General features: G+C 36.3%; 22 protein-coding genes, 5 tRNA genes and 1 pseudogene. 7 read left to right on the top strand and 21 right to left on the bottom strand.

The genetic code is table 11. The features are described 5' to 3' along the window. Window positions 1-1920 (bottom strand): annotated as a pseudogene (locus H7254_RS05450) (DNA-directed RNA polymerase subunit beta'); the annotation flags it as partial. Between the two features lie 234 nt (window positions 1921-2154). Continuing rightward, the gene (rpoB, locus tag H7254_RS05445) at window positions 2155-5964 is read right to left on the bottom strand and encodes a DNA-directed RNA polymerase subunit beta (protein WP_301932008.1); all 3810 of its coding nucleotides are present in this window, start codon (window positions 5962-5964) and stop codon (window positions 2155-2157) included. 427 nt (window positions 5965-6391) lie between these two features. Here rpoB and H7254_RS05440 point away from each other — a divergent pair, with 427 nt between their 5' ends. Further along, complete coding sequence (locus H7254_RS05440; protein ID WP_301932007.1) at window positions 6392-7252, top strand: T9SS type A sorting domain-containing protein; 861 nt, start codon at window positions 6392-6394, stop codon at window positions 7250-7252. A gap of 79 nt (window positions 7253-7331) precedes the next feature. Here H7254_RS05440 and rplL read toward each other — a convergent pair whose 3' ends face one another. The 15 genes from rplL to rpsU form a co-directional block, all read right to left on the bottom strand. Further along, window positions 7332-7703, bottom strand: coding sequence for a 50S ribosomal protein L7/L12 (gene rplL, locus H7254_RS05435; RefSeq protein ID WP_301921111.1), 372 nt, complete (start codon window positions 7701-7703; stop codon window positions 7332-7334). A 130-nt stretch (window positions 7704-7833) separates the two neighbouring features. Further along, on the bottom strand, window positions 7834-8466 hold the full coding sequence (rplJ, locus tag H7254_RS05430) for a 50S ribosomal protein L10 (RefSeq protein ID WP_301932006.1): 633 nt from the start codon (window positions 8464-8466) through the stop codon (window positions 7834-7836). 47 nt (window positions 8467-8513) lie between these two features. Continuing rightward, window positions 8514-9203, bottom strand: a complete 690-nt coding sequence (rplA, locus tag H7254_RS05425) for a 50S ribosomal protein L1 (protein ID WP_301932005.1) — start codon at window positions 9201-9203, stop codon at window positions 8514-8516. A gap of 25 nt (window positions 9204-9228) precedes the next feature. After that, window positions 9229-9672, bottom strand: coding sequence for a 50S ribosomal protein L11 (gene rplK / locus H7254_RS05420; protein WP_301921114.1), 444 nt, complete (start codon window positions 9670-9672; stop codon window positions 9229-9231). Between the two features lie 199 nt (window positions 9673-9871). After that, window positions 9872-10459, bottom strand: a complete 588-nt coding sequence (gene nusG, locus H7254_RS05415; protein ID WP_301921115.1) for a transcription termination/antitermination protein NusG — start codon at window positions 10457-10459, stop codon at window positions 9872-9874. Next, a complete protein-coding gene (gene secE, locus H7254_RS05410) occupies window positions 10459-10653 on the bottom strand; it encodes a preprotein translocase subunit SecE (RefSeq protein WP_301921116.1) in 195 nt (64 codons plus the stop codon). The genes nusG and secE overlap by 1 nt, the downstream gene beginning before the upstream one ends. Window positions 10654-10764: 111 nt before the next feature. Next, window positions 10765-10836, bottom strand: a tRNA-Trp gene (locus H7254_RS05405). 173 nt (window positions 10837-11009) lie between these two features. Further along, window positions 11010-12197, bottom strand: a complete 1188-nt coding sequence (tuf, locus tag H7254_RS05400) for an elongation factor Tu (RefSeq protein ID WP_301921117.1) — start codon at window positions 12195-12197, stop codon at window positions 11010-11012. A 201-nt stretch (window positions 12198-12398) separates the two neighbouring features. Beyond that, window positions 12399-12470: transfer RNA gene (locus H7254_RS05395), tRNA-Thr, on the bottom strand. A gap of 25 nt (window positions 12471-12495) precedes the next feature. Then, window positions 12496-12568, bottom strand: a tRNA-Gly gene (locus tag H7254_RS05390). Between the two features lie 101 nt (window positions 12569-12669). Next, window positions 12670-12752 (bottom strand) — tRNA-Tyr (locus H7254_RS05385). A gap of 44 nt (window positions 12753-12796) precedes the next feature. After that, a tRNA-Thr gene (locus tag H7254_RS05380) sits at window positions 12797-12869 on the bottom strand. A gap of 191 nt (window positions 12870-13060) precedes the next feature. Further along, window positions 13061-13360 (bottom strand): HPF/RaiA family ribosome-associated protein, encoded by a 300-nt coding sequence (locus tag H7254_RS05375; RefSeq protein ID WP_301932004.1) that lies wholly within the window; start codon window positions 13358-13360, stop codon window positions 13061-13063. A 206-nt stretch (window positions 13361-13566) separates the two neighbouring features. Then, window positions 13567-14469: a tyrosine-type recombinase/integrase gene (locus H7254_RS05370; RefSeq protein ID WP_301932003.1), complete on the bottom strand. Its 903-nt coding sequence runs from the start codon at window positions 14467-14469 to the stop codon at window positions 13567-13569. Window positions 14470-14535: 66 nt separating this feature from the next. Next, complete coding sequence (gene rpsU / locus H7254_RS05365) at window positions 14536-14733, bottom strand: 30S ribosomal protein S21 (RefSeq protein ID WP_301924499.1); 198 nt, start codon at window positions 14731-14733, stop codon at window positions 14536-14538. 91 nt (window positions 14734-14824) lie between these two features. Here rpsU and H7254_RS05360 point away from each other — a divergent pair, with 91 nt between their 5' ends. The 5 genes from H7254_RS05360 (at window position 14825) to H7254_RS05340 (ending at window position 20156) form a co-directional block, all read left to right on the top strand. Continuing rightward, window positions 14825-15412 carry a riboflavin synthase gene (locus H7254_RS05360; RefSeq protein ID WP_301932002.1) on the top strand — a complete coding sequence of 196 codons (588 nt, stop codon included), beginning with the start codon at window positions 14825-14827 and terminating at the stop codon, window positions 15410-15412. 47 nt (window positions 15413-15459) lie between these two features. Continuing rightward, window positions 15460-17052 carry an NAD(P)/FAD-dependent oxidoreductase gene (locus H7254_RS05355; RefSeq protein WP_301932001.1) on the top strand — a complete coding sequence of 531 codons (1593 nt, stop codon included), beginning with the start codon at window positions 15460-15462 and terminating at the stop codon, window positions 17050-17052. Between the two features lie 17 nt (window positions 17053-17069). Continuing rightward, window positions 17070-17564, top strand: coding sequence for a bifunctional 2-polyprenyl-6-hydroxyphenol methylase/3-demethylubiquinol 3-O-methyltransferase UbiG (locus tag H7254_RS05350; protein ID WP_301932000.1), 495 nt, complete (start codon window positions 17070-17072; stop codon window positions 17562-17564). A 33-nt stretch (window positions 17565-17597) separates the two neighbouring features. Next, window positions 17598-18878, top strand: a complete 1281-nt coding sequence (locus H7254_RS05345) for a glycosyltransferase 87 family protein (protein ID WP_301931999.1) — start codon at window positions 17598-17600, stop codon at window positions 18876-18878. Window positions 18879-19394: 516 nt separating this feature from the next. Beyond that, window positions 19395-20156: a hypothetical protein gene (locus H7254_RS05340; RefSeq protein ID WP_301931998.1), complete on the top strand. Its 762-nt coding sequence runs from the start codon at window positions 19395-19397 to the stop codon at window positions 20154-20156. Here the strand turns inward: H7254_RS05340 and hscA are convergent. The 4 genes from hscA to H7254_RS05320 all read right to left on the bottom strand — a co-directional run bounded on the left by hscA (window position 20153) and on the right by H7254_RS05320 (window position 25997). Next, window positions 20153-22009: a Fe-S protein assembly chaperone HscA gene (hscA, locus tag H7254_RS05335; RefSeq protein WP_301931997.1), complete on the bottom strand. Its 1857-nt coding sequence runs from the start codon at window positions 22007-22009 to the stop codon at window positions 20153-20155. The two genes, H7254_RS05340 and hscA, sit on opposite strands and share 4 nt — an antisense overlap. A 376-nt stretch (window positions 22010-22385) precedes the next feature. Beyond that, on the bottom strand, window positions 22386-23714 hold the full coding sequence (locus tag H7254_RS05330; RefSeq protein ID WP_301931996.1) for an OmpA family protein: 1329 nt from the start codon (window positions 23712-23714) through the stop codon (window positions 22386-22388). 85 nt (window positions 23715-23799) lie between these two features. Further along, a complete protein-coding gene (locus tag H7254_RS05325; protein WP_301931995.1) occupies window positions 23800-24246 on the bottom strand; it encodes a septal ring lytic transglycosylase RlpA family protein in 447 nt (148 codons plus the stop codon). Between the two features lie 47 nt (window positions 24247-24293). Further along, on the bottom strand, window positions 24294-25997 hold the full coding sequence (locus H7254_RS05320; protein WP_301931994.1) for a murein L,D-transpeptidase: 1704 nt from the start codon (window positions 25995-25997) through the stop codon (window positions 24294-24296). Window positions 25998-26073: 76 nt separating this feature from the next. Here H7254_RS05320 and H7254_RS05315 point away from each other — a divergent pair, with 76 nt between their 5' ends. Next, complete coding sequence (locus tag H7254_RS05315; protein ID WP_301931993.1) at window positions 26074-26775, top strand: M15 family metallopeptidase; 702 nt, start codon at window positions 26074-26076, stop codon at window positions 26773-26775. Window positions 26776-26935 lie beyond the last annotated feature (160 nt).

Here is a 26935-nt window from a genome sequence, read left to right as displayed (position 1 = left end):
CAGTGTTTTGATATCATCCAGAAATTTAGCGGTGATAGGAACGTTGGTCCATTTAATAATGTCACCAATAATTTCTCTTAAAGATTTTTTGGTTAACAATGCATTGATAAAACCTACACTTTTTGGAACATGCTGGTTAAAAATTACTCTGCCAACCGTTGTTTCAATTAATTTATACGTTAAGGTACCATCATCATTTCTAAAGTTGGCCTTCACCCTGATGTGCGCATGCAAGTCTAACTTCTGTTCATTGTAAGCTATGATTACTTCTTCTGCAGAATAAAATGCTTTGCCTTCACCTTTTACTTTTTCTGTTTCTGTTGATTTTTTACCCTTGGTGATGTAATACAAACCAAGTACCATGTCCTGAGAAGGCAGTGTAATTGGCGTACCATTTTGCGGGTTCAAAATGTTGTGAGAAGATAACATCAGCATTTGTGCTTCCAGTACCGCAGCATTGCTTAATGGTACGTGAACTGCCATCTGATCTCCATCAAAATCCGCATTAAAGGCCGTAGTTACCAACGGATGCAATTGAATGGCTTTACCTTCAATCAATTTTGGCTGAAATGCCTGGATTGATAAACGGTGCAATGTTGGGGCCCTGTTCAACATGATCGGGTGACCCTTTAATATATTTTCCAGAATATCCCAAATAACAGCTTCTTTTTTATCTACCAGTTTACGGGCAGATTTCACTGTTTTAACGATACCTCTTTCAATTAATTTACGAATGATAAATGGCTTGAACAATTCAGCAGCCATATCTTTTGGTAAACCACACTCATGCATTTTCAATTCGGGTCCTACCACAATTACAGAACGGCCTGAATAATCCACACGTTTACCTAATAAGTTCTGACGGAAACGTCCCTGCTTACCTTTCAATACATCACTCAATGATTTCAATGCACGTCCACCTTCTGCTTTTACAGCATTTGATTTACGGCTGTTATCAAACAATGAATCGATGGCTTCCTGTAACATACGTTTTTCATTGCGCAAGATTACTTCCGGGGCTTTAATTTCCAACAATCTTTTCAAACGGTTATTACGAATAATAACACGACGGTACAGATCATTCAAATCGGAAGAAGCAAAACGGCCACCATCCAATGGAACCAATGGACGTAATTCTGGTGGGATAACAGGAATATATTGCATTACCATCCACTCGGGACGGTTGTTGATTCTTGTATTGGCATCACGGAAACTTTCTACAACGCTCAAACGCTTTAAGGCATCTGCCTTACGCTGCTGTGAAGTTTCGTTGGCGGCAGAGTGACGCAGATCAAAACTTAATTGATCGAGGTCAATGCGCTGCAACAAATCATGCACTGCTTCTGCACCCATTTTTGCGATGAATTTATTTGGATCTTCATCAGATAAAAATTGGTTATCTTTTGGCAAAGTATCCAGAATATCAAGGTACTCTTCTTCAGTTAACAAATCACCAAAATTTTGGCCTTTATCAGCACGGATACCAGATTGAATTACTACAAAACGCTCATAGTAAACGATGGTCTCTAATTTCTTAGAACTCATTCCCAACAGGTAGCCAATTTTATTGGGCAACGATTTAAAATACCAGATATGCACAACAGGCACCACCAGTTTGATGTGCCCCATTCTTTCACGACGTACTTTTTTTTCAGTTACTTCCACACCGCATCTGTCGCACACAATACCTTTATAACGAATACGCTTATACTTTCCGCAGGCACATTCGTAATCCTTTACCGGGCCAAAAATTCTTTCGCAAAACAAACCATCTCTTTCAGGTTTGTAGGTACGATAGTTAATAGTCTCAGGTTTCAACACTTCACCGAAGCTTTTTTCCAAAATGCTGTCGGGAGAAGCCAAACCAATAGTGATTTGAGAAAAAGTTGATCTGGGACGATTTTCTTTTTTGAATGCCATATTATTTAATAATTAATAATTGATAATTAATAATTGATAATTTTTTAGAATTATCATTTAATCTTTTCGCAAAAACTCTTTTTATTTTGTAAATTTTTGCTTACCGGCTTTTGCTTTTTACTCAACTTCGTTGTGTCACTCCCTTGTACTTTTTTAGCTTTGAGCAACCACCGTATGAATGGTGAATGGTCAATAGTGAATTTTTAACCATTCACTACTGACCATTGACTATAATTATTCGAAAGTTAAGTCTAAACCTAATCCTCTTAATTCATGCACCAATACATTGAATGATTCAGGAACACCTGGTCGTGGAATATTTTCCCCTTTCACAATTGCTTCATACGTTTTAGCTCTTCCGATGATATCATCCGATTTAAGCGTTAACAATTCCTGCAAAATGTTACTGGCTCCGTATGCTTCCAATGCCCACACTTCCATTTCTCCAAAACGTTGTCCACCAAATTGTGCTTTACCGCCTAGTGGCTGTTGAGTGATTAAACTGTAGGGTCCGATAGAACGGGCATGCATTTTATCATCCACCATGTGGTGCAATTTAATGATGTAGATAATACCCACCGTTGCTTTTTGATCAAAACGATCACCGGTTTCACCATCGTACAAATAAGTATGTCCAAAAGTTGGCAGGTTAGCGTCTTTAATGTAGCCTGCAATCTGGTCAACACTTGCACCATCAAAAATGGGCGTTGCAAATTTCACACCCAGCTTTTCACCGGCCCATCCCAAAACTGTTTCGTAAATCTGTCCAAGGTTCATACGACTAGGTACACCCAATGGATTTAAAACAATATCAACCGGAGTTCCATCTTCTAAGAAAGGCATATCTTCCTGGCGAACGATCTTGGCAACAATACCTTTATTACCATGACGGCCAGCCATCTTATCTCCCACTTTCAGCTTACGTTTTACCGCTAAGTAAACTTTAGCCAATTTCAATACGCCTGCTGGTAATTCATCACCAATACTAATGTTGAATTTCTCTCTCTTGTAACGGCCTAACTCTTCGTTAAATTTGATGCTGTAATTATGCAGCAATGTATTAATCAGATCATCGGTTTTTGCATCACCTGTCCATCCCAAAGGATTTACATTCAGGTAATCAATGTTGGATAAATTCTTTTGATTGAACTTAGCACCTTTACCAATCAATGTTTCACCAAAATTATTGCTAACGCCTACAGAAGCTTTGTCTTTCAACAAGGTCTGTAATTTGTTAACTAACATTTCTAGAATATCATTTTCATTCTTCTCATGCGTTTTTTCAATCTTATCCAAACTTGCCTTCTCTCTTACTTTCGCATTCTTATCTTTTTTGGCACGTTGAAATAATTTTTTATTAATTACAACTCCTTCAGTTCCACTTGGTGCTTTCAAAGATGCATCTTTCGCATCCCCTGCTTTATCACCAAAAATGGCACGTAATAACTTCTCTTCAGGAGTTGGATCGCTTTCACCTTTTGGAGTTATTTTACCAATAATGATATCACCTTCCTTAATGTGAGCTCCTATGCGAATGATACCATTCTGATCTAAATCTTTGGTAGCTTCTTCACTAACATTCGGTATATCAGGAGTTAATTCTTCTTCTCCTAATTTGGTATCACGAACTTCAGTTTCAAACTCACTAATATGAATAGATGTAAATAAATCTTCTTTAACAACTTTTTCAGAAATAACGATGGCATCTTCAAAATTGTATCCTTTCCATGGCATGAACGCTACTTTCAGGTTACGTCCCAATGCCATTTCTCCACCTTTAGTTGCATAACCTTCCGTTAAGAAATCACCTTCAACCACCTTCTGCCCTTTAATAACAGCAGGACGTAAATTGATACATGTTTCCTGATTGGTACGAATGAATTTGGTTACTTTATAAATTTTCAGATCTTCTTCAAAACTTACCAGTTGCTGCATTTCACTGCGGTTGTACCGAACATGAATTTCGTTACCATCCACATATTCAACAACACCAGTACCTTCTGCATGTAATTGAATCCTTGCATCACGGGCAGCTTTGCCTTCCAAACCAGTACCTACAATTGGAGATTCCAAACGAATTAACGGTACTGCCTGGCGTTGCATGTTTGATCCCATCAAGGCACGGTTAGCATCATCATGCTCCAGGAAAGGAATCATAGAAGCACTTAAACCAACAATTTGATTCGGTGCAACATCCATGTATTCCACTTCATTTTTATCTAAGATGGGGAAATCACCCGTTTGGCGACTCTTAATTTTATCTTCAATAAAGTTTCCTTTTTCATCCATGCCTATATTTGCCTGTGCAATCTTCGCCGTATCTTCTTCTTCTGCACTCAGAAATATAGTTTTCTTCATATCCACTTTACCATCCGTTACTTTGCGGTAAGGTGTTTCTATAAAGCCCATGTCATTGATCTTTGCATGTACACAAAGTGTAGATATCAATCCAATGTTTGGACCTTCTGGTGTTTCAATTGTACAAAGACGACCGTAGTGAGAATAGTGAACGTCACGAACCTCAAAACCAGCTCTTTCACGACTTAAACCACCCGGTCCAAGTGCGGAGATACGACGCTTATGCGTTATCTCACTTAAAGGATTGGTTTGATCTAAAAACTGAGACAATTGAGAAGTACCAAAAAATGAATTGATAACAGAAGATAGTGTTCTTGCGTTAATCAAATCTACTGGTGTAAATACTTCATTGTCACGAACGTTCATTCTTTCACGAATCGTACGGGCCATACGAGCCAGACCAACACCAAACTGAGCATATAATTGTTCGCCTACAGTACGTACACGACGATTGCTCAAATGGTCAATATCATCAACTTCACTTTTACCATTGGTTAATTGAACCAGGGTTTTAATGATGGCGATAATATCATCCTTAGTCAATACTTTTTTCTCGATCGGAAAATTCAATCCCAAACGACGATTAATTTTATAACGACCTACTTCGCCTAAATCATACCGCTTGTCACTAAAGAATAATTTGTCAATAATGCCACGGGCTGTTTCGTTATCTGGCGCATCGGCACCTCGCAACTGGCGGTAAATATGCTGAACTGCTTCGAGTTCACTATTAGAAGTATCTTTATTTAATGTGTTGTAAATAATAGCATAGTCTCCACTTACTTCTTCTTTCTGCACAAATACACTCTTCACATCCATCTCAGCAATCATTTCGATATTGCTTTCATCGAGTACCGTATCACGCTCTAAAACTATTTCATTCCGTTCAATACTTACCACTTCACCGGTATCTTCATCCACAAAATCTTCTACCCATGTACGCAATACACGTGCAGCAAGACGTTTACCAATATATTTCTGTAATGATTTTTTATCAACTTTTACCTCATCAGCCATGCCGAATAATTCCAGGATATCTTTATCAGTTTCAAAACCTATAGAACGCAGCAAAGTGGTTACAGGGAATTTTTTCTTACGGTCAATGTACGCATACATTACATTGTTGATGTCAGTAGCAAATTCCATCCAGGCTCCTTTAAAAGGAATAACTCTTGCCGAGTAAATTTTAGTTCCGTTGGGATGAACAGATTGTCCAAAGAAAACACCAGGAGAACGATGCAACTGAGATACTACTACCCTTTCAGCACCATTGATAACGAATGTACCACGTGGTGTCATGTAAGGAATATTACCTAGGAACACATCCTGAACGATTGTTTGGAAATCAACATGCTCTTCATCATTACAGCTTAACCTCAATTTTGCTTTTAATGGAACAGCGTAAGTCAATCCTCTTTCAATACACTCATCAATGGTATAGCGTGGCGGATCTACGAAATAGTCTAAAAACTCCAGTACGAAGATGTTACGGGTATCTGTAATAGGAAAATTTTCCTTAAATACACGAAACAATCCTTCATTGTTACGCTTATCGGGCGTAGTTTCCAACTGAAAGTAATCTTTAAACGACTGAATCTGGATTCCGAGCAAATCGGGTTGTTCTGCCAGTAGTTCAACTTTTCCGAAATTGATACGCTGGGCAGCGGGTGATTTTGTTGCAGACATATTGTAATTAAAACGTTTTAATGCTGAGAAGGTTCTCTATTTTCAGGTTAATTTTGACTTATGCTACTAACCCGAAATTAAAGGATGGCAAATGTACAACATAGTATTCAATTATAGAAATACTTGAATCAATTTTTATGATTTTGGATTGTTTTTTGACATAATCCACTCTTTTAACAATTTACGATAGTGCTTTTTAAAAAATATTCCCTCCTGCTCCAGCAAATATTTATTAATCCTTTTGAACGCTTTTGATTCAAAGATTCTACAAAAAAATATTTTTATATAAAAGGATAAAAAGAGGAAAAAAATTATCCAATGGTATAACTACGCTCTTTTAATCAACAAAAACTGCTAATAACAATTTTTATTTATACTAATAACAGCAGTTTGTCGTTAAATCCCTACAGATTCAATTTACTGATCAATGAAAAAGCTTTTTCTAATTATTTTGGCAGCTATTGTGATTTTACAACCAGTAAAATCACAATGCCCCCCAAATGCAGCTGCTATTCTAAGCACGTATATTATCTGCCCGGAAGGATGCGGTGTTTTATTACAAGGCTGGCCGGAAGGGGTGATTGTTAATATCTATGGAGGCTCTCCAATTAGAGTAATTACTTCGGTAACTATTCCTGGGGTTTATGGTGGCGGTGGCACCGGTAATGCTTTTGGATGCGTTCCTTGTAATGTTCCTTTAATCTTTGCTTCCGCCATTCCAGGCGCAAATAACGGATGTGTTATCGTAACGGCAGGTACGCTCCCTGTTAAACTTAGTAATTTTTCTTTAAGTGCAATTGGTAATAGAGCCTGCCTGGTAAAGTGGACAACCTACAACGAAAACGCAGGCATTATCTATACAATTCAGCGAAGTAAAAATTCACGTAATTTTGCAGACATTGCTATTTTGAACAGTAATGGAAAAAATAGCAATACCTATTCTTACACAGACAAAACTTTAGAACCTGGTACCCAATATTTCAGAATAAAAATTACCGATGTAACTGGTATAGTTTCCTATTCTGAAACGGCTTTAATAAAAAACCAGACCGATCTTGGACTAAGCATTTATCCTAATCCCGCCGAAAACGATTTCAAAATAACGATACCAGCGCAATACTTACCGGCAACTATAACAATCTACAATGCAGAAGGAAAAGCAGTCCATTCCTCTACTACTCTTCAGTCTGCAGTTTCCATTAATGGCCGGTTTACAAAAGGAATTTATGCTGTAAGAGTAACTGGTAATAACAGAGTATCAATAACACAAACGCTGTTGGTTAAATAATTGGATTTCTGCCTCAGAAGTTCACATGAAAAAGCCGAAGATTACTCTTCGGCTTTCAAGCTATCTTATAAAACTGTAATTAAGCTACTTCAACATCAGCACCTGCTTCCGCTAACTTATTTTTCAATTCTTCTGCAGTTGCTTTGTCAACACCTTCTTTAATTGGTTTTGGAGCGCCATCAACTAAATCCTTCGCTTCTTTCAATCCTAATCCGGTCAATTCCTTAACGATTTTTACAATTGCTAATTTATTAGGACCTGCGGCTTTTAAGATAACATTAAAAGATGTTTTCTCTTCAACAACAGCAGCTTCGCCACCACCGGCACTTACTACAACTGCAGCTGCAGCAGGTTCGATACCGTATTCTGATTTTAAAAATTCAGCTAATTCCTGAACTTCTTTTACTGTTAAACCCACAAGGTTTTCAGCCAATGCTTTTACGTCTGCCATAATATTTACATTTTTCCCGCCTTCATTGTTTTGGACTCCGGCGGAGTTTAAAAAAAAATTGTTAGTTGCCTTTTTTTCCCATCCGGCCAGGGTAATATTTTATACAATCCCATTATAGAATCTGCGTTAATTATGCTGTTGGTACTGCCGGGGCAGCAGTATCATCAGCGGCTGGTGTTGCAACTTCTGTAGTTGATACAGTAGTTTCGGCAACTGCAGGCGTTGCAGCTGCTTCAGCCACTGGTAAAGTTTCTTCCACAACGTCGGCTGCTTTTGACGCATCTTTATTTTGCAACGCACCCAATACACGTTGTATAGGAGATTGTAACAATCCTATCACTTCGCCTATCAGTTCATTTTTGGTTTTAATTTGTGTTAAGGCTTTCAATTGATTGTCGCCAACAAAAACATCCCCATTAATAAAAGCTGCTTTTAGTTCTGGTTTTTCCCCTTTGCTTTCCTTTCTGAAACCAGTTAAAATTAATGCAGGCTCCTTTGGGTTTTCACTAAATAATAAAGCGGAAACCTGATTTAAAGAATCAAATACACCTGCATATTTTTCTGCGCTTAAACTTTCAAGCGCTTTTCTTATAAGGGTGTTCTTGGCAACCTTCATTTCAACCTGCTTATCAAAGCAATGATTGCGTAATTTGGTAACCTGTGCCACGGTTAAGCTTTCTGTATTGGTAACGTAAAAATTATTGTACTGGCTAAACTTGCCTTTCAGTACTTCTATCACGTCATTTTTTTCCTTTTTTGTCATAACAAATATTTTGGGTAAAACTGCAGTAATCTGCTTTTTTACATTGATTAATTTTGAACAGATTTGGTATCAATGATAATACCGGGGCTCATTGTGCTGGCCATACTTACTCCTTTAAGATAAGTTCCTTTAGAGGTAGGTGGCTTTAAACGTACGATTGCGTTAATTAGCTCCTGACTGTTTTCTGCAATTTTTTCAATACTAAAACTTACCCGTCCGATAGATGCATGAATAATACCAACCTTATCAACTTTAAAAGCAATTTTGCCACCCTTTACTTCTTTAACAGCACCTGCTACATCATTTGTAACCGTACCTGTTTTAGGATTTGGCATTAAGTTACGTGGACCTAACACTTTACCCAGTCTGCCAATTTTAGGCATAACTGAAGGGGTAGCGATAATTACATCAATATCTGTCCATCCGCCTTCAATTTTTGCAATGAATTCATCCAGGCCAACATAATCGGCACCGGCTCCTTTTGCAGCTTCTTCTTTATCAGCAGTACAAAGTACCAATACCTTTTTGGTTTTGCCGGTACCATGAGGCAAAGAAACCGTACCGCGTATCGCCTGGTCAGCTTTCTTAGGATCAACACCTAATTTAATGTGTAAATCAACAGAACTGTCGAATTTGGTAGTATTTATTTCTTTAACTAAGCTTGACGCTTCCTTTAAGGAGTATGTTTTATTAACATCAACCTTAGCGTTTGCTAACTTTCTTTTTTTAGTAATCATTTTCTAAAATTTTTGTAGTTGATAATTAATTTTCCCAGGGAGCTTTTCCGTCAACGGTTAAACCCATGCTTCGTGCAGTACCCGCAATCATACTCATTGCACTGTTTAGCGTAAATGCATTCAGATCTGCCATTTTATCTTTTGCTATATCTTCCACCTGTGCCCAGGTTACCTTACCAACTTTTATACGGTTAGGTTCTTTGCTACCACTGGTAATTTTTGCTGCATCCAATAACTGAACAGCGGCGGGAGGCGTTTTAATGATAAATTCGAACGACTTATCTGCATAAACGGTGATAAGAACCGGAAGAATTTTCCCTGGTTTGTCCTGGGTTCTTGCATTAAACTGCTTACAGAACTCCATAATGTTTACCCCCTTGGAACCTAGTGCCGGTCCGATTGGTGGTGCGGGATTTGCCTGTCCTCCTTTACATTGGAGCTTGACATAGGCTGTAATTTCTTTTGCCATGTTTTAATTTTTTTGGTGATAACGTTGAGCCAATAAGCACAACTCCCAATTCAATAAATTCTACTAAGAACTATTTGGGGCGGCGAAGGTAAATAATTATTTTTAATTATTTACTGAAAACAGAAATTATTATCCAAATTGAAGCAACAAAAAAGCCACCCTTTAAGGTAGCTCCTTCAAATAAGATTTTGTTCTTTTTTTAAATTATTTTTTCTACCTGCATATAGTTTAGTTCAACAGGAGTAGCACGGCCAAATATTTTCACCTGTACTTTTAATTTTTTCTTTTCATCATTTACTTCTTCAACCATTCCATTAAAATCATTGAACGGGCCATCAATTATTTTAATTGTTTCTCCAATGATAAAAGGTTCGCTCATGGTAATTCCACCGCCTTCACCCATTTCATCCACCTTACCTAACATTTTATTTACCTCTGATTTTCGTAACGAAATAATATTTCCTTTACTGCCTTTACCATCGGTTAAAAAATGCATTACGTTGCTGATATTACTGATGTGTTGCACCATATCATCGTTCAGCTTATTATTAACCACTTCAATCATCACATATCCCGGATAAAAATTTCTTTCCCGCATCACTTTTTTACCAGCCTGAACTTTATATACTTTTTCAACAGGTAAAAAAATCTGCTTAATAATATCTACCCATCCGTTGCGAATAATATCCTTATCCAGATACTCTTTAATTTTACGCTCCTTGCCACTTACGACACGAAGTACATACCATTTGCTTTCTTTATCCTGTACGATTGTTTCTTCCATCATCATTTAAATAAAGAGTAAATAAATTTTAAAGATCCATTAGCAACAAAATCCATCAACGCAACTACTGCCGTAATCAATAAGGTTGCACCCAAAACAACCATGGTAGATTGTTGCAACTGCTCCCAATTGGGCCAGGTTACTTTTTCAACTAATTCCTTGTAAGAGTCTCTTAAATATGCTGTTAGTTTGTTCATATCAACTTAATTTGCTAATTAGCTAATATACTATTGTGCTAATTTGAAGCCGATAACTTTAACAGCATCCGCAGATTAGCACATTAGCAAATCAGTACATTGTTTTATTTGCACGGGCACTAGGATTCGAACCCAGATCAAGGGTGTTGGAGACCCGTATGCTAGCCGTTGCACCATGCCCGTAAATTGCCTCTCCACTTTCCCGATAGATTCCGGAATTTAAGAGACTAATTTTTAAAGAACTTTTCCTTTTTTAAAAAGCAAAGTACCTAAGCTTTTCCGCCTAAGTACTTTGCAAAGATATAAAAAAGCTTCCACTAAATTTCGCACCGGGCGGAGATTTAGCAGGCTCGTTTTTATTTTACAATTTCAGTAACCTGACCAGCACCTACGGTACGGCCACCTTCGCGAATCGCAAATTTTAAACCCTTTTCCATAGCGATTGGCTGAATCAACACAACATTTAATGATGTGTTATCCCCCGGCATCACCATTTCAGTTCCAGCGTTCAAAGTAACTTCACCAGTTACGTCTGTAGTACGGAAATAAAACTGAGGACGGTACTTATTAAAAAATGGAGTATGACGGCCACCTTCTTCTTTACTCAAAACGTATACTTCACCTTTAAATTCTGTGTGTGGAGTTATTGAACCTGGTTTGCAAAGCACCATTCCACGACGGATTTGAGTTTTTTCAATACCGCGTAACAATAAACCTGCGTTATCACCCGCTTCGCCTTCGTCCAATAATTTTTTAAACATTTCAACACCAGTACAGGTAGAGTTTAATGGTTTTTCCATCAAACCTACAATTTCAACTGGTTCTCCTACTTTAATACGGCCTCTTTCAATACGACCTGTTGCAACAGTACCACGACCAGTGATAGAGAAAACATCCTCAACACTCATCAGGAACGGAAGATCAACCAGCCTTGGAGGTAATGGAATATAACTGTCAACCGCATCCATCAATTCATTGATTTTAGCAATCCATTTTTCATCGCCAGCCAAAGCACCCGTTGCAGAACCCTGGATGATTGGTGTGTTATCACCATCAAAACCGTAAGAAGTTAACAACTCACGAATTTCCATTTCTACCAGTTCCAATAATTCGGGATCATCTACCAGATCAACCTTGTTCATAAAAACTACTACCTGAGGTACACCAACCTGACGTGCCAGCAGGATATGTTCTTTAGTTTGAGGCATAGGACCGTCAGTAGCAGCAACTACCAAAATAGCACCATCCATTTGTGCAGCACCAGTGATCATGTTTTTTACATAATCGGCGTGACCAGGACAATCTACGTGCGCATAATGACGGGCATCAGTAGCATACTCAACGTGAGCTGTATTAATGGTGATACCCCTTTCTTTTTCTTCAGGAGCACCATCAATTTCATCATAATTTTTTTTCACCGCTAAACCTCTTTTTGACAAAACATCGGTTATAGCGGCTGTTAGTGTTGTTTTACCATGATCCACGTGACCGATAGTACCAACGTTTAAGTGGGGTTTATCCCTCTTGAAAGATTCTTTTGCCATTGTTTATTTTTTAATAATTGTTTTGAAAATTGGTTTTCATTTAGCGTCTTTAACCAATGACGTAATAATTTGTGTTTTAAATGCTACTTTAATAAAACCATTGCTGCAAAAATCACCAAAAACCTCTAATCTAAATTTTAGATTTTCTGCGCAATTTATTTTAACAAATAAAGTAATACTTTTTAATGTTGTAAGTTAATGAGCCGTTGGTGAGAATCGAACTCACGACCTCTTCCCTACCAAGGAAGTGCTCTACCCCTGAGCTACAAAGGCTTAATACTTTACATCATTATTAATGAGCGGAAGACGAGGCTCGAACTCGCCACCTATAGCTTGGAAGGCTATCGCTCTACCAAATGAGCTACTTCCGCTTGTTAATTTTCAAATGTGAAAATTATTAAATTTGAAAATGCCAGAACAAAGAACTTTTAAATTAAGCAATTTTATAATTTTAAAATTCGTTAATTCAAAGTGGGCAGAGTAGGGTTCGAACCTACGTACACTTACGTGAACAGATTTACAGTCTGTCGCCTTTAACCACTCGGCCATCTACCCAAAAAATATAGAAATATATTGTATAATTTATTTCACCGGTTCAGAGCCGAAGACTGGAGTCGAACCAGCGACCTACTGATTACAAATCAGTTGCTCTACCAACTGAGCTACTTCGGCTTGTTATTTAAAGAACTTTTTCAAAAAAAGGTTTCTATTTGTTTATTCCTATTTTTGGGATGGCAAAGGTAAGTATATTTGATTAATACAAAAACTTTGTAAAAGATTTTTTTACACTTTAAAAATAAAAATGTGCACAAGCACAAAAGGGCACAAAAAAACCCGGTTTTTTGCCGGGATTATATAGTAAATTAAGCTGCAAGTTTTTCCTTCTTTCGTTTTATCTGTAATATAACAGAATCGAGGGCTTCATCAAAACTTTCCTCAAACGATTTAGAGGAATGCTTTACAAAAAAATCATACTTTGGAATGTGCACTTTAATTTCCGCTACTTTATCTTTAATCGTGTGTACAACATTGTCGAGTTTTAAATACACATCAACTTTGGTAATCCTGTCATGAATCTGTAATAGCTTGGAAAGCTTTTTTTCAATATAGGATTTCAATTTTACATCTGCGTCAAAATGCACAGTCTGAATGTTTACGTTCATAGCAATCTAATTTTTTAATCAGTGAACAAATATGTGAAAAATTCGGGTAAATAGCTACCTCATCAGAAAAATTTATTTATGGTGAAAATAAGATTATTTTCAAAATCAAGTTAGTTCTTGCCGATGTAATTTCCAAAATAATTACTCTTTGTTTTGGAAAACTTATAACTATTTAACGATAGCTTTTATTGTATAACTGATATAATTTATGCCTTGGGGTGAGCTTTTTTATAAACCTCTTTCAATTTTTCAATTGTGTTATGGGTATATATCTGTGTGGCTGCGAGACTGCTGTGGCCCAACAATTCTTTTACGGCATTTATGTCGGCTCCATTATTCATTAAATGCGTAGCAAACGTATGGCGCAGTACGTGTGGACTTTTTTTGTCGATTGTTGTAACAGCCGCTAAATACTTTTTTACAACTGTATAAACATACTTCGGATAAAGTTTTTTTCCTTTTTCGCTTACCAGCAGTATTTCTCTATCACCCAAAACCAGTTCTGTTTGTTTATCGGTAACATATTTTTTAATTAACTGCATCAGCTCATTGCTCACCGGTAAAATTCTTTCTATGTTTCCTTTTCCCAAAACTTTGATGGTACTATTTCCTGTATCAATATGAGCTTCTTTAAGATTAATCAGTTCAGCCTGGCGAATACCTGTATTATACAGTAAATGAAACACTAACCGATGAGTTTTTCCATTCCAGTTATCCGGAAACTCCATATAATTGAACAGAGTATTGATATCGTTTTCTGCTACAAATTGAGGCAACCTCTTTTTTACTTTGGTGGAAACAATCGTTGCCATAGGGCTAGTAGGTATTATACCCTTCTTTAACTGATATTTAAAAAAAGATTTCAGCGTGGATATTTTGCGGTTGATACTTTTTGACTCTATACCTTTTTCTTTTAAGGAAGCCAGCCAGCTCCGGGCAAAAGATGCATTAATTTCATTAAGAGATTGAATGGCAAACTGTATTTCAATAAAATCAAAAAAACTGGTAAGATCGTTTTGATAAGAGATGATAGTGTGCTGGGAATACCTTTTTTGAAATTTGAGGTAATCCAAAAATGACTGTATAAGGGAGACTTCGTAGATGGGCATAAAAAAAATGATAACCGAAGTTACGTGGTTATCAGTTTTAAAATATTACAACAGCAATAAAGAGACTTAAATATCTATTTTACCGCTTGCTATGTTTTGTTTGTACACTGCTTTCAGCACCTGCATACGCCGACGAATTGAAGGCTTGATAAAAGCCTGCCTTTCCCTTAACTGCAGCAATACACGGCTTTTTTCGAATTTCTTCTTATACTTTTTTAAAGCCTTGTCTATGTTTTCACAATCTTTTGAATCTATTATTAACATTTGATATACCTCCTTTGGTAGTTTTTTTTAGAAGCGCAAAGATAGAAGAAATATTTAAAATTCAAAATGATAAAAAAAGTATTTTTGAAAAATGTTTACAGGAATAATAGAAACAACGGGTATTATCAAAGATATTTTTTCTTCAGGAACCAATAAAACATTTTGGGTTCAATCTGCCCTTGCCCACCAGTTAACCATTGACCAGAGTGTTGCGCACAACGGAGTTTGTCTTACAGTAGAAGAAGTAAAAGACGGATTATACCGCATTACGGCTATTGAAGAAACGTTGTTAAAAACCAATCTTACTGGCTGGAAAATTAATACAGTTGTAAATATTGAAAGATGCATGCAAATGAATGGCAGAATTGATGGTCATATTGTACAAGGGCATGTTGATACTGTTGCCACCTGCATAGAGAACATTGCAAAAGATGGCAGCTGGGAATATCAATTTGAATTTGATAAAAAATTCGGCACTCTGATAATTGAAAAAGGATCAATTGGCTTAAATGGAATAAGCCTCACAATTTTTAATGTAAAAGAAAATGGTTTTACCGTAGCCATCATACCATACACTTACCATCACACAAATATGCAATACTTAAAGCAAGGCGATAAAATCAACATTGAGTTCGACATGATCGGTAAATATGTCGGTAGAATTATGGAACTTAAATGACCATCTCCTTTTGAGTTTACACCCTACCATTTTATGCCTTGATAAATTTGTACACAAGTACTAAAGCATGTACCTATCTTTATTATTCTATGCGAACAGCCATCATTATTGGAGCAGGGCCGGCAGGATTAACCGCCGCTTATGAACTACTGGAGCATTCAGATATCATACCCATTATTTTAGAAAGTGAAGATAGTGTTGGCGGCTTATCGAAAACCATTAACTATAATGGTAACCGCATTGATATTGGCGGCCATCGCTTTTTTTCTAAAAGCGAAGTTGTAATGAAGTGGTGGCAAAATAAATTGCCTGTAGAAAGTAATGGAGACGATATACTGTTAACTTATCACAACCAGCATGTTGAATTGAAAGCAAAGCCATCAACCGACAAAACCGGTGATAACGCAATGCTTATCCGACACAGGTTATCAAGGATTTTTTTTGCGGGTAAATTTTTTAACTACCCGCTAAACCTATCGCTTGAAACGCTTAACGCACTTGGTTTAAAGAGAACAGTAAGCATAATTTTCAGTTATTTAAAATCGAAAATATCTCCCCAAACCCCTGAAGCCACCCTTGAAGATTTTTATATAAACAGGTTTGGCAAAGTACTATACAATATATTTTTTAAAGATTACACAGAAAAAGTTTGGGGGGTACCAGTTACCAGCATCAGCGCTTCGTGGGGTGCACAGAGAATAAAAGGATTGTCTTTGTCTAAAACCATTTTACATGCATTTTTAAGATCTTCGAAAAAAAGAAAAGACATCCATCAAAAAGAGACAGAGACAAGCCTGATAGAAAAATTTTTGTATCCGAAATTTGGTCCGGGACAAATGTGGCAGGTCGTTGCAGAACAGATCACAAGAAAAGGTGGTATAATTTTAAAACAACACCAGGTAAAAAGTATCAATAACGGTAGTACTGCAATCGTATCCATTACGGCTATTAACACCGAAACAAATGAAGAGATTCGTTTTGACGGCGACTTTTTCTTTTCTACAATGCCCATCAAAGACTTACTAAATGGATTTTTATCTCCCCTCAATTTAAGAGCACACGAAATTGCCAACAAACTGACGTACCGTGATTTTATTACAGTAGGCCTGTTATTGAAAGAACTAAAAATTAAAAACAAAGATGGTAGTGCTATAAAAGACAACTGGATCTATATTCAGGAGAAAAATGTAAAACTTGGCAGGCTGCAGATTTTCAATAACTGGAGTCCCTACATGGTCAGTGACCCAACAAAAATATGGATAGGATTAGAATATTTTTGTGATGAAGGAGATGCATTATGGAACCTGAGTGAACAGGAAATGATTGAGCTTGCAAAAACTGAACTGCAGTTAATAAAAATCATTGACAAGGAGGCGGTGGAAGATGCCGTTGTTATTAAAGTGCCTAAAACTTACCCGTCTTACGTTGGAAGTTATGATGAATTCCATATTGTAAAAACTTACGTAAACACATTTGAAAACCTTTTCCTCATTGGCCGGAATGGTATGCACAAATATAACAACCAGGATCATTCCATGCTTACTGCCATGCAGGCTGTTCAAAATATTAAAAATGGAATTACAGACAAAAGCAATATCTGGAGTATAAATATGGAGGATGAGTATCACGAAGAAAAATAATTAAACCCATAGTATTTATGCCATTACTCAGTAACATCGCCCGGCAAAAAAAAATCGATTTTTTTATTAAGCCTATACCCAAAAATGCTGCCATTTTGGAAGTGGGTTGTGGCAATAACTGGTTAGGAAATTATTTATTAAATAACGGATGGAAAAATTACATCAGTATCGATTTGGAAGGAACACCAACCATCAAGGGCAATATAAATAGTTGGAAATCACTCGAATTAAAACCGGATCAATTTGATGTTATCATAGCATTCGAAGTAGTTGAACATGATGATATCTGGGAAGCTTGTTACTCGTTATTAAAACCTGAAGGTAATTTATTAATTACCACACCCTATCCTGCCGGAGATTGGGTATTACGTATTTTAGAATTTTTAAGCTTAAATCAAAAAAGAACAAGCCGCCATACGCATCTTCAAAAAATAAAGAAAATAAAAAACTTTAAAACGGTTAATTACAAAAAAATATTAAGCCTGAGCCAATGGGCAATATTTAAAAAATAAATTGCATTTTGTTATGAAACATATTTTTCCATTTTGAGTTTTTTTATTAAATACCAAAAACCAATCAATGCTTTTTTAATACTTTTATTTGCAGGTATTTTATGTACCAGCATTTACAGAGATTATAAAAATTTGCAGGAAGGATATCCTTGTGATCTTAGGAAAAGGATTGTAGGTGCAAGATATATGGCAAAAGGATACTCGCCCTATTTCTTTAAATGGACTTCCGGTTACCCTGCAGAATTATGTTTACAGTATGAAGGCGATTCTACTTTTAAGCAAAATATCATAACCCTTCCGCCGGGTTATACATGGCTGTTACAACCACTTTCCACTCTACAATTTCCTGTGATTGAAAAAATATGGTTCGCTTTTCAATACCTTTCTATTTTACTGATATTTTCTATTTTTTATTTTAAGACAAGTAATAAAACAACGCTAAATTTATTGCTGCTTTTATTTAGTTTTTTGTTATTGTCAAAAGCGTGGAGTATGAATATGTATATAGGGCAAAGCTATATCTTGTTTCCGCTGTTACTTTCCGCGATGTATATCTTTTTTCATAAGCATCCAAAATCATTGTTCTATTACGGGCTTACTATTGGCATTCTGATATGGCTAAGGCCCAGCTATGTATTTTTTGCATTGCCTTTTTTATTTGCAGAAAACAAAAAATTATTCTTTAAAGGATTGTTTATAATGGCAGCTATTTGTTTGTTGCAAATTATTCTGTTTAATCAATATCAACACTGGATAGATTTTTTTAAATCTTCTAAAAGCTGGATAGAATATTATTCTCAAAGACAATCTGATCATGGTGTTCATTTTGATATGCTCATTGTACCGAAGGTTATTGAAACACAAACAAATTTTTATGTTGATCCTCCTTTACCCGCTTACATTGCCAATATCCCTTTTGAACTAAGGGCCATATTTAATATCTATGCTTCCAGTACCGTTTATAGCCTTATTTTTTTGAGTATTGCGGCTATATTTTTTTATATATTTTTTTATAAAAATAAATTAAATGATCCAACCTTATTATTAATTTCAGGGTTTTGCCTTAACTATTTAAGTGAGGTTTTTATCTGGCTGCCGAAATGTGATTATTATTTTGTTGAACTATTTTTTCCGTTATGCCTGCTTATTTATAATCAACATAAAGTAGACAAAAAAATATTAATTATAATATTTATTGGATTATTTTTTTCAGCTTATTTGTTTAAAGTAGTTCCAATGCAGTTGCTGCTTGGCGAATACTTAATTGCCGGTTCTTTATTTTTATACCTTTTTTCCACCCTCAAAAAAAAATAATTTAAGTAAAAATATTTTTTTAATATGTTTACCAACTGATAGAGCATCAACCTTAAAATAAAGCCCCGCATTTAGATACTGTTGCGGTATTAAAATAACCAAAATTATTTTATCGCTATTTTTATAAAGTAAAACTTTACGTTGATAACAAATACCATCAAAAATTTCTGTCTTAAATCCGGCAACTCCATAATAGTACTTTTTTGGCTATTATTTTTTTTATTGCACCTGTATTTATATGGAATTGTTACAACTTTTGAAGCGGCGAAATATATTAAAGAAGCAGAAAGACTTATTAACTATCAAACACTGTCAGCCACGAGATTTTGGTTTTATTCCATCACTATTTTTATTATAACTATCTCTCTAAAACTAAAAATTGGATTTACAGGGGCTGTTATTATTCAATCTCTGCTGAACTTACTGACCATTTTATTTTTTCACAGATCGTTGAAATTAATTTTTCCAAAATTCTCCCTATTCCCTTTAATTATAATCGCCATTACAATAGCCTTTTTGCCCTATAGTTCATGGAATGTATTTCTATATACCGAGTCTGTTTTTTATAGCAGTATATTATTTTTAACGTCAGCCATCATCCGCCACAATTACACTAAAAAAAAATCAATAGTATTCTTAATAATTTTTGCACTAGTCGTTACAATACTTTCCAGGCCACTGGGTATATTATTTATTCCTGCCGTTTTATTTTATTTTTATGTAAGTCTTGAAAAAAAAGCAAGGTTAATTATTATACCAGCGGGTATTATTGGATTAGGTGTATTGGTGTATGCAACAAATATTGTTTTTACAACTACTACTGATGCAACCATCACGCTTTCAGCAAAAGAAGGATGTGTAGTTTGCGGGGTACTTCCTGCAACAAATGTAAAACTCAACCTACTGACTGCAGGTTCTCCCTTACAACAACTTTATTATTATGTTAGTCATAACTTTTCCCATTTTATAACATTAGGCTTTGCCAGGCTAAATGCTTTTTTCTTTATGACAAGACCTTATTATTCTGCCAGGCATAATATTTTTCTGCTGGCGTTTATCATTCCGCTTTACATTTTATCAGGAATAAGTTTTGTGATAAAAAAAGAAAGTCGTTATAAACCAGTCTTTTATTTTATGGTTGTCAGTATCATAACATTTGCAATTGTAATTATGTTACAATGCGATGACTATCATAACCGGTTTATTTTAGGGCTTTTTCCATTCTTATTAATTCTTTCCGGTAAAACAACCATTTGGCTTGTAAGTAAAAAAAATTAAATAGTTTTACCTCTCATAGCATAAGAAATTGCAGCATCCATAATACGCTCTGCATAAGGCCTTGAAATATTATTGAGTTCTTCTACTTTTGTATGTATAAGATCTTTATCATTCATCGTAAGCGACAATTGCAAGGCCTGCATTGCAGCAGCCGTCTGCATAAATTCTTCTTTGGAAAGATGGGTTGTATTTTTTTGGATAAACTTTTCTGTTGTTTCCAGTAACTGCTCCCCTTCTGTTCTGGCCTCCACCAATGCTCTTGTGGCGATATCTTCTTTGGCATGGGTAATCGAATCCAACAACATTTTTTCCAGCTCGGCATCAGTTAAATCCTGTTGTGCTTTTACTTCGATACTTTGCTCAATACCACTGCGCAGCTCTTTGGCTTTTACCACCAAAATACCATCTGCATTTATTAAAAAACTTACCTCCACTTTTGCCATTCCTGCAGGCATTGCGGGAATATTTGATAAATTAAATTCGGCTAATTTCCGGTTATCGTTTACCATATCCCTTTCGCCCTGGTACACTGAAATTTTCATACCACTCTGCCCGTCTTTTTGCGTAGTGTACTGCCTGGAAGCCTTGTTGGGAATTTTTGAATTTCGGGCAATCATAACATCCATTAAGCCACCCATTGTTTCTATGCCGAGAGAGAGCGGTGTGATATCCAGCAACAAAACATCTTTGTTATTACCTGCTAAAATATCTGCCTGGATGGCGGCGCCCAATGCTACCACTTCATCCGGATTTACGGTATCATTTACCGCTTTGCCAAAAAAATTACTGATGCTTTCTTTCACCAGCGGCACTCTTGTTGACCCTCCTACCATTACCACTACATCAATAGCAGTTTTTGTTAAGCCTGCATCTTTTAGAGCATTGCTGCTACACACAATAGTTTTGTCAACCAATGGCTGAATAAGGCCCTCGAATATTTTTTTTGTGATACTTAAAGCATCGCCGTTAAAAGTTGTTTCAAATATATCATTCGATGAAAGATATATTTTTGCGGCCTCTGCCTGTAGCCGGATGCCCTGGGCAAATTCTTTATTCACTTTTAATTCATCTTCGTTTATACCTGCCTGCTGCAGCCAGTATTTTACAATGCTGTTATCAATATCATCACCTCCAAGATAAGTATCGCCGTTGGTAGATAACACTTCAAAAATTCCATTGCTGATTTTTAAAATAGAAATATCAAAAGTTCCGCCACCTAAATCATATACTGCTATTGTTTTCTCTTCTTCTTTGTGCAAACCTAAACCATAGGCAAGGCTTGCAGCTGTGGGTTCATTCACAATGCGCAAAACATCCAGGCCTGCTAATTTTCCTGCATCTCTTGTTGCCTGCCTTTGTGCATCGTTAAAATAGGCGGGCACGGTTATTACGGCTTTGTTTACCGGTGTTTTTAAAATATGTTCGGCACGTTGTTTTAATTCCTTTAAAATAAAAGAAGATAATTCGGCCGGGGTATAAAACTTATTACCGGCCTGTACTTTCACCATAGTTTGATTGCTGTCATCAATCACTTTGTAAGAAAAAAAGGAGGCATTATCTTTTATATCATTGTACGATTTACCCATTAGCCGCTTGGCCGAAAAAATGGTGTTTTGCGGTTGGGTAACTAAAAAACTTTTTGCTGCTTCTCCTACTGTTACATTTCCATATTCATCAAAGTGTATCACGGATGGCACCAGTGAGCTGCTATTGTGTTCTTTCAAGGCAATGGGCTGCCTCGTGTCCGGATGAATAATTGCTACAAGACTGTTGGTAGTTCCCAGGTCAATCCCAACTATAATTTCTTCTTTCTGTAAACTTCCTGTTGCTATATTGATTGCAATTTTTGCCATATTTAAAAGAGGATTAACCGATAATATATTTCATGCAAAAGTAACAAATATTAAAAGCCTGTTTAAAATAGCTGATGTTGTTGTGTTACGAAATTGGAAATTAAAAAAATATAGCTCACTAAGTTCCGAAAGAACCTACCTGGGTGTGTTGTTCTCTGATCATAGTGTGGTTGAAGAAAGCATCTTAAAATAGTGTATGAATAAGTATGGTTGAGGGTATAACAGGACGTAACCAATATCTGCATTTTTTAAAGCGGTGATAACCATTATCCTTAACATTAAAAATAAAAATGAACCTCAATTTTATCCGATAGCTTTTTATACAAAATCCCCTTGCTGTGCATGGGGATTCAGATAATTTGGCAAAAACGATTATTTAATAATTTTTAACTTTTAGCTCAACACGACGGTTTTTGGCACGCCCTCCCGCCGTTTTATTATCTGCAACAGGTTTATCCTGGCCATTTCCAGTGGCAGCGAGTCTTGCTGCATTAACATCCTTACTTTGAATATACGTTGCTACAGCTATTGCCCTGCTTTCGCTTAAATCCTGGTTTTTACCGGGCTTTCCGGTATTGTCTGTATTACCTTCAATATCCATTTTATAAGACGGATTATCCTTTAAAATTTTTACCACTTCATTCAATGATTTAAATGATTTAGATGACAGCCTGGAACTACCCATCGAAAAGAAAATATTTTTAGCCGCTACATTGATTTTTTCAATAACTTTTTTATCAATGACAGGACATCCAAAATTATCCATACTACCTGCTACATTGGGGCATTTATCTTCTTCATCATTTACTCCATCGCCATCTTTATCCGGAACGGGACAACCCTGGTAGCGTGCCACACCGGCAACAGTGGGGCATTTATCATTTTCATCATTGATGCCATCGTGATCGGTATCCGGAATTGGACAGCCATTATAACGGGCAACACCGGCCACCTCCGGGCATTTATCCTCCGCATCAGCAATGCCATCTCCATCTTTATCTGGGCAACCCTGTAAAGAAGCAATCCCTGCTACATCCGGACATTTATCCAATGAATCTACAATACCATCGCCATCCCGGTCTTTCACTGGCTCAGCAACAGGTACCGGAAGAGCTTTTGGCAAAGCTTCTTTTTTCTTAAAAAGATTTGCACCAATACCTATACTATGATAAAAATGATAATTTACTTCTTCTGTTACAGGTACCCGGTATTGAGAATTTACCAATACAAAAATATCATCCGAAAAATTAAATTGTAATCCTACCCCCAATGGAATGAAGGCACCATAATATCCCCGGTACATTGATGCTCCCACGCCTGCTGTTAAAAACGGAGAAACAAAATATTTATCTGTTAACAATTTTACGTTAACGGTAGCCGCTACTTCCATTAAAAAACTTTCATACCCCAAAGGCTGTTTATCTGGCACAGGATAGTCGAGAAATGCGCCTGAACCCGTTACTACAAAATCGGCATGCTCGCTGATGCCTTGTATGTAACTAAAGCCAAGCCCGGATTTTAGCCGTCCGCTGACTGAGTAATTTTTGAGTGCAGTAGCAAGCCCTGTCGTCCTTATTTCCGAAGCTGTTTGAAAATCGTCTGAAAAGTAATGAATGGCAAAGGAAGGATTCCTTACATACCCTTTTTGCCCGTATGTATTTATAAAAAAAATAAAAGTTAAAAAGTATACAATAATTTTTTTCATATAAAGAATATTTACTAAATACAAAACTAATTGCTTAACCTTAAACTATAAAATTAATTACGAACAACGCCTGGTTTACCTTTCACTAATTATTTGCGGCATTTTTGGTTATAGGTTTGCTTTTTCCGATCACTTCAACTTTTACCCTTACAAGTCCGAGCGATTTATAACCAAGTTGTATTGCCGTAGCTTTTGTAAGATCAACAAGCCGCCTCATTTTTGGATGAAGCCGGTCATTGACCTTTACAATAGCCGACCGCCCATTGCGGACATTGGTTACTTTTATCCAGGTTCCCAATGGCAAAACATTGCAGGCACAGGTTAATTTATTCTGACTAAAAATTTCGCCACTGGCTGTTTGGCGGCCATTGAATTTGTTGGCATAAAAACTTGCCGTACCATATAAAACGCGTTTGCCGGAAGATTTGTGTTTACTGTTTTTTATAATTGACTGAGCAGAGGCACTGCAACATAAAAACATACAAAAATAAAGTGTTGCAATAAGCTTTAATGCAGGTAATTTTTTTTTCATGCAAGAAAATTGAATCGTTTGGTTAGCAGGGAAATTGGATCGTTTATTTATTTATCAGTAAAATATTTTTCTCTGATGAATTTGTCTTCGCCATAGATATCATCGTAAAATTTTATTTTTCCATTCTTCGCTTCACAGGTAAAATAGCGGATAAACAATGAAATTTTATTTTTCACACTAATCCTTTTATTCTCTTTCCTGTCCAGCCATGCCATAATAGAATCAGTAGTGTAATGCAAGGTCTCACCGGGTTTTACATTCATACTATCATTTCTTGCAATATAAAAAGCTAACTTTTGCCATTCCTGCACCCTTACACATCCATGGCTGAGTGACCTAACTGCATTCTTAAATAGATAACGTTGATTGGTGTCATGCAAGTATACTGCGTATGCATTACTGAAATTAAATTTTAGAATACCCAGTGCATTATCATCGCCGCTGCCCTGCATAATTTTATAAGGAATACCTTTTGAATATTTGCTCCATTTTACATCATTACCACTAACTGTTTCTCCTTTACTATCAACCAAATGAAGACCGATGGAAGTTAGGTAATTGGGATTATTTTTTAACTTCGGCAAATATTGTTTAACGATGATACTGTTAGGAACAGTCCAGGTAGGATAGGTAACCATATCGGTAATATAGCTGTTCAGCAGGGGTGTTCGTGTTGCAGGTTTGCCACAAATAATTTTAGAATTTATCACCACCGTGTCATGATCCCACAACTGCATATAATACGCTGGTAAATTTACCCAGATATATTTTTCGGGCATTGAATCAGGCAACTGTTTGTACCGGTCTAACGTAAGGGCAATTCTTTTAAAACGCTCGCCATCACTACCGTTCAGCATTTTTATAAATGTCGCTGATATTTTTCCATCCTGCCTGATATTTTTTAGGTGCTGGTATTTTTTTATGGCTAGTTTTAACTGCAGGGTATCGGGCAGAATACTGGTAAAAGCAATGCATTTACTTTCACTTAGGCGTTGCTGGAGATTTTTTATAAATGATAACGAGTCTTTTTCATCATTGGGCTTAAACGGATAAGTTACATAAGTGTATATGCGTTTATCCATGCTGTCAATAAATCCGGGGATGCAGTTTTTTAATGCCCAATAACCTGCTTCTTTAGGCTGCAATCCATTGAGTACTTCTGTCAATTGTTTCGTTGAAAATAAATTTGTAAGTGTGGCGGAATAAAAGCTATCTGATAGTTCTTTTTTATTATAAGAAATACTATCCTTGTTTAGCCTGCCCTGTTTTAAATCTTTAACCAGGTGCATAAATCCATCAGTCAGCATCAGGTCTGCCTTTGTCCAGAGATTGGCATCCGTTCTTTTTACAGAATCCATGTCTAACGCATCCTTTAAAGTACGAAGTTTTTTAAAATGATAATCATTTGAAAATAATCCGGACAATGCCGCATGCTCTATAAACTGGTACAGCGAATCTGCCAACGGCTCCCATTTTTCCTGGTGGCTCCAAACATTATTATCGTCATTGGCTTTGTAAAAGTTATTTACAAGGCCTGTAAACTGCAGGCGAATGGTATCGCCAATGTCTCCATTATGTTGCAGGGCATACTCCAGTACATTGCTGATGGTCTCACTGGTTTTCTTATCCATTTTTTCAGGTGTACTTACAAGCACCGGTTTATTGGTAGGTACATTTGTATGGCAACCAGCCAACAAAAAAAATACAAATACAAAGGAAATTAATGAAACGTTACTCTTGAGGTAGTTCATATATGGGGTAAATAATGGTAACTTTCGGAAACGGACAATTGAGAAAAATTAAATACAATTATACAAGTTAATAAATATGTTGAATATAAAGATGATTTGTACCGTTCTTTTTTTTGTCATGCTGCAAACAGTAACTGCGCAACGTACAACTTTTAATAAGTATGGCCTGCGTGTAATTGACAATATTATACTTTACAAAAATGATGTAAGAATTAACAAAGCAATGAAAATGATGAGGCTAAAAAAACGGATAACAAAATTATTACTTGAACTGCACTATGCTACAAATGATAACTTTTTACACCAGCAATTATATACCACGCTGGCAGATGCTTATTTGCGATTACCCGCAGCTGCTGCACTCGAAGGTGTACAAAAGGAATTAAACGACAAAGGTCTGGGATTAAAAATTTTTGATGCTTACCGGCCTTATGGTATTACAGAAAAAATATGGGAAGCGGTAAAAGATGAACGCTATGCAGCTAATCCAGCAACCGGAAGTGGCCATAACCGCGGCATAGCAGTTGACCTTACCATTATTGTTTTAAAGACCGGCAAAGCGTTAAATATGGGAACTGGATTTGATAATTTTACAGACAGTGCTCATCATAATTTTATGCATTTTCCCAAAGAGATTCTTGATAACAGGATACTGTTAAAAAGCACTATGGAAAAATATGGGTTTATTTTATTTGATACAGAATGGTGGCATTACAGTTTGCCCGATCCCAAAAAATATGCTTTGCTAAATCTTGATTTCAGCGATTTTGACAAATAAGAAATTACTCGTTTAAATTTTACCGTCTTTATATCTTAAGTAGTATCTCCATTGTCCCTTAGCTGAACCTGCACATTCAAATTTATCCAGCACAACCTTTTTGATGCAGGTATACATTTCCGCTATTATCACCCTAAATACTTCGGCATAAATGCCCTCT

Source organism: Ferruginibacter sp. (assembly GCF_014377975.1).
Taxonomy (GTDB): Bacteria; Bacteroidota; Bacteroidia; order Chitinophagales; family Chitinophagaceae; genus Ferruginibacter.
The sequence above is the reverse complement of the archived record's forward strand: the minus strand, read 5'-3'. Positions and strand labels throughout refer to the sequence as shown.

Excerpts from the sequence above, each read along its gene's own strand:
- rpsU (WP_301924499.1), bottom strand. The coding sequence starts at position 14,733 with ATGTTAATAATAGATTCAAAAGATTGTGAAAACATAGACAAGGCTTTA.
- H7254_RS05375 (WP_301932004.1), bottom strand. The coding sequence starts at position 13,360 with ATGAACGTAAACATTCAGACTGTGCATTTTGACGCAGATGTAAAATTG.
- tuf (WP_301921117.1), bottom strand. The coding sequence starts at position 12,197 with ATGGCAAAAGAATCTTTCAAGAGGGATAAACCCCACTTAAACGTTGGT.
- H7254_RS05350 (WP_301932000.1), top strand. The coding sequence starts at position 17,070 with ATGCCATTACTCAGTAACATCGCCCGGCAAAAAAAAATCGATTTTTTT.
- H7254_RS05330 (WP_301931996.1), bottom strand. The coding sequence starts at position 23,714 with ATGAAAAAAATTATTGTATACTTTTTAACTTTTATTTTTTTTATAAAT.
- nusG (WP_301921115.1), bottom strand. The coding sequence starts at position 10,459 with ATGATGGAAGAAACAATCGTACAGGATAAAGAAAGCAAATGGTATGTA.
- rpoB (WP_301932008.1), bottom strand. The coding sequence starts at position 5,964 with ATGTCTGCAACAAAATCACCCGCTGCCCAGCGTATCAATTTCGGAAAA.
- secE (WP_301921116.1), bottom strand. The coding sequence starts at position 10,653 with ATGAACAAACTAACAGCATATTTAAGAGACTCTTACAAGGAATTAGTT.
- hscA (WP_301931997.1), bottom strand. The coding sequence starts at position 22,009 with ATGGCAAAAATTGCAATCAATATAGCAACAGGAAGTTTACAGAAAGAA.
- H7254_RS05370 (WP_301932003.1), bottom strand. The coding sequence starts at position 14,469 with ATGCCCATCTACGAAGTCTCCCTTATACAGTCATTTTTGGATTACCTC.
- H7254_RS05315 (WP_301931993.1), top strand. The coding sequence starts at position 26,074 with ATGTTGAATATAAAGATGATTTGTACCGTTCTTTTTTTTGTCATGCTG.
- H7254_RS05320 (WP_301931994.1), bottom strand. The coding sequence starts at position 25,997 with ATGAACTACCTCAAGAGTAACGTTTCATTAATTTCCTTTGTATTTGTA.
- rplJ (WP_301932006.1), bottom strand. The coding sequence starts at position 8,466 with ATGACAAAAAAGGAAAAAAATGACGTGATAGAAGTACTGAAAGGCAAG.
- rplL (WP_301921111.1), bottom strand. The coding sequence starts at position 7,703 with ATGGCAGACGTAAAAGCATTGGCTGAAAACCTTGTGGGTTTAACAGTA.
- rplK (WP_301921114.1), bottom strand. The coding sequence starts at position 9,672 with ATGGCAAAAGAAATTACAGCCTATGTCAAGCTCCAATGTAAAGGAGGA.
- H7254_RS05325 (WP_301931995.1), bottom strand. The coding sequence starts at position 24,246 with ATGAAAAAAAAATTACCTGCATTAAAGCTTATTGCAACACTTTATTTT.
- H7254_RS05360 (WP_301932002.1), top strand. The coding sequence starts at position 14,825 with ATGTTTACAGGAATAATAGAAACAACGGGTATTATCAAAGATATTTTT.
- H7254_RS05440 (WP_301932007.1), top strand. The coding sequence starts at position 6,392 with ATGAAAAAGCTTTTTCTAATTATTTTGGCAGCTATTGTGATTTTACAA.
- rplA (WP_301932005.1), bottom strand. The coding sequence starts at position 9,203 with ATGATTACTAAAAAAAGAAAGTTAGCAAACGCTAAGGTTGATGTTAAT.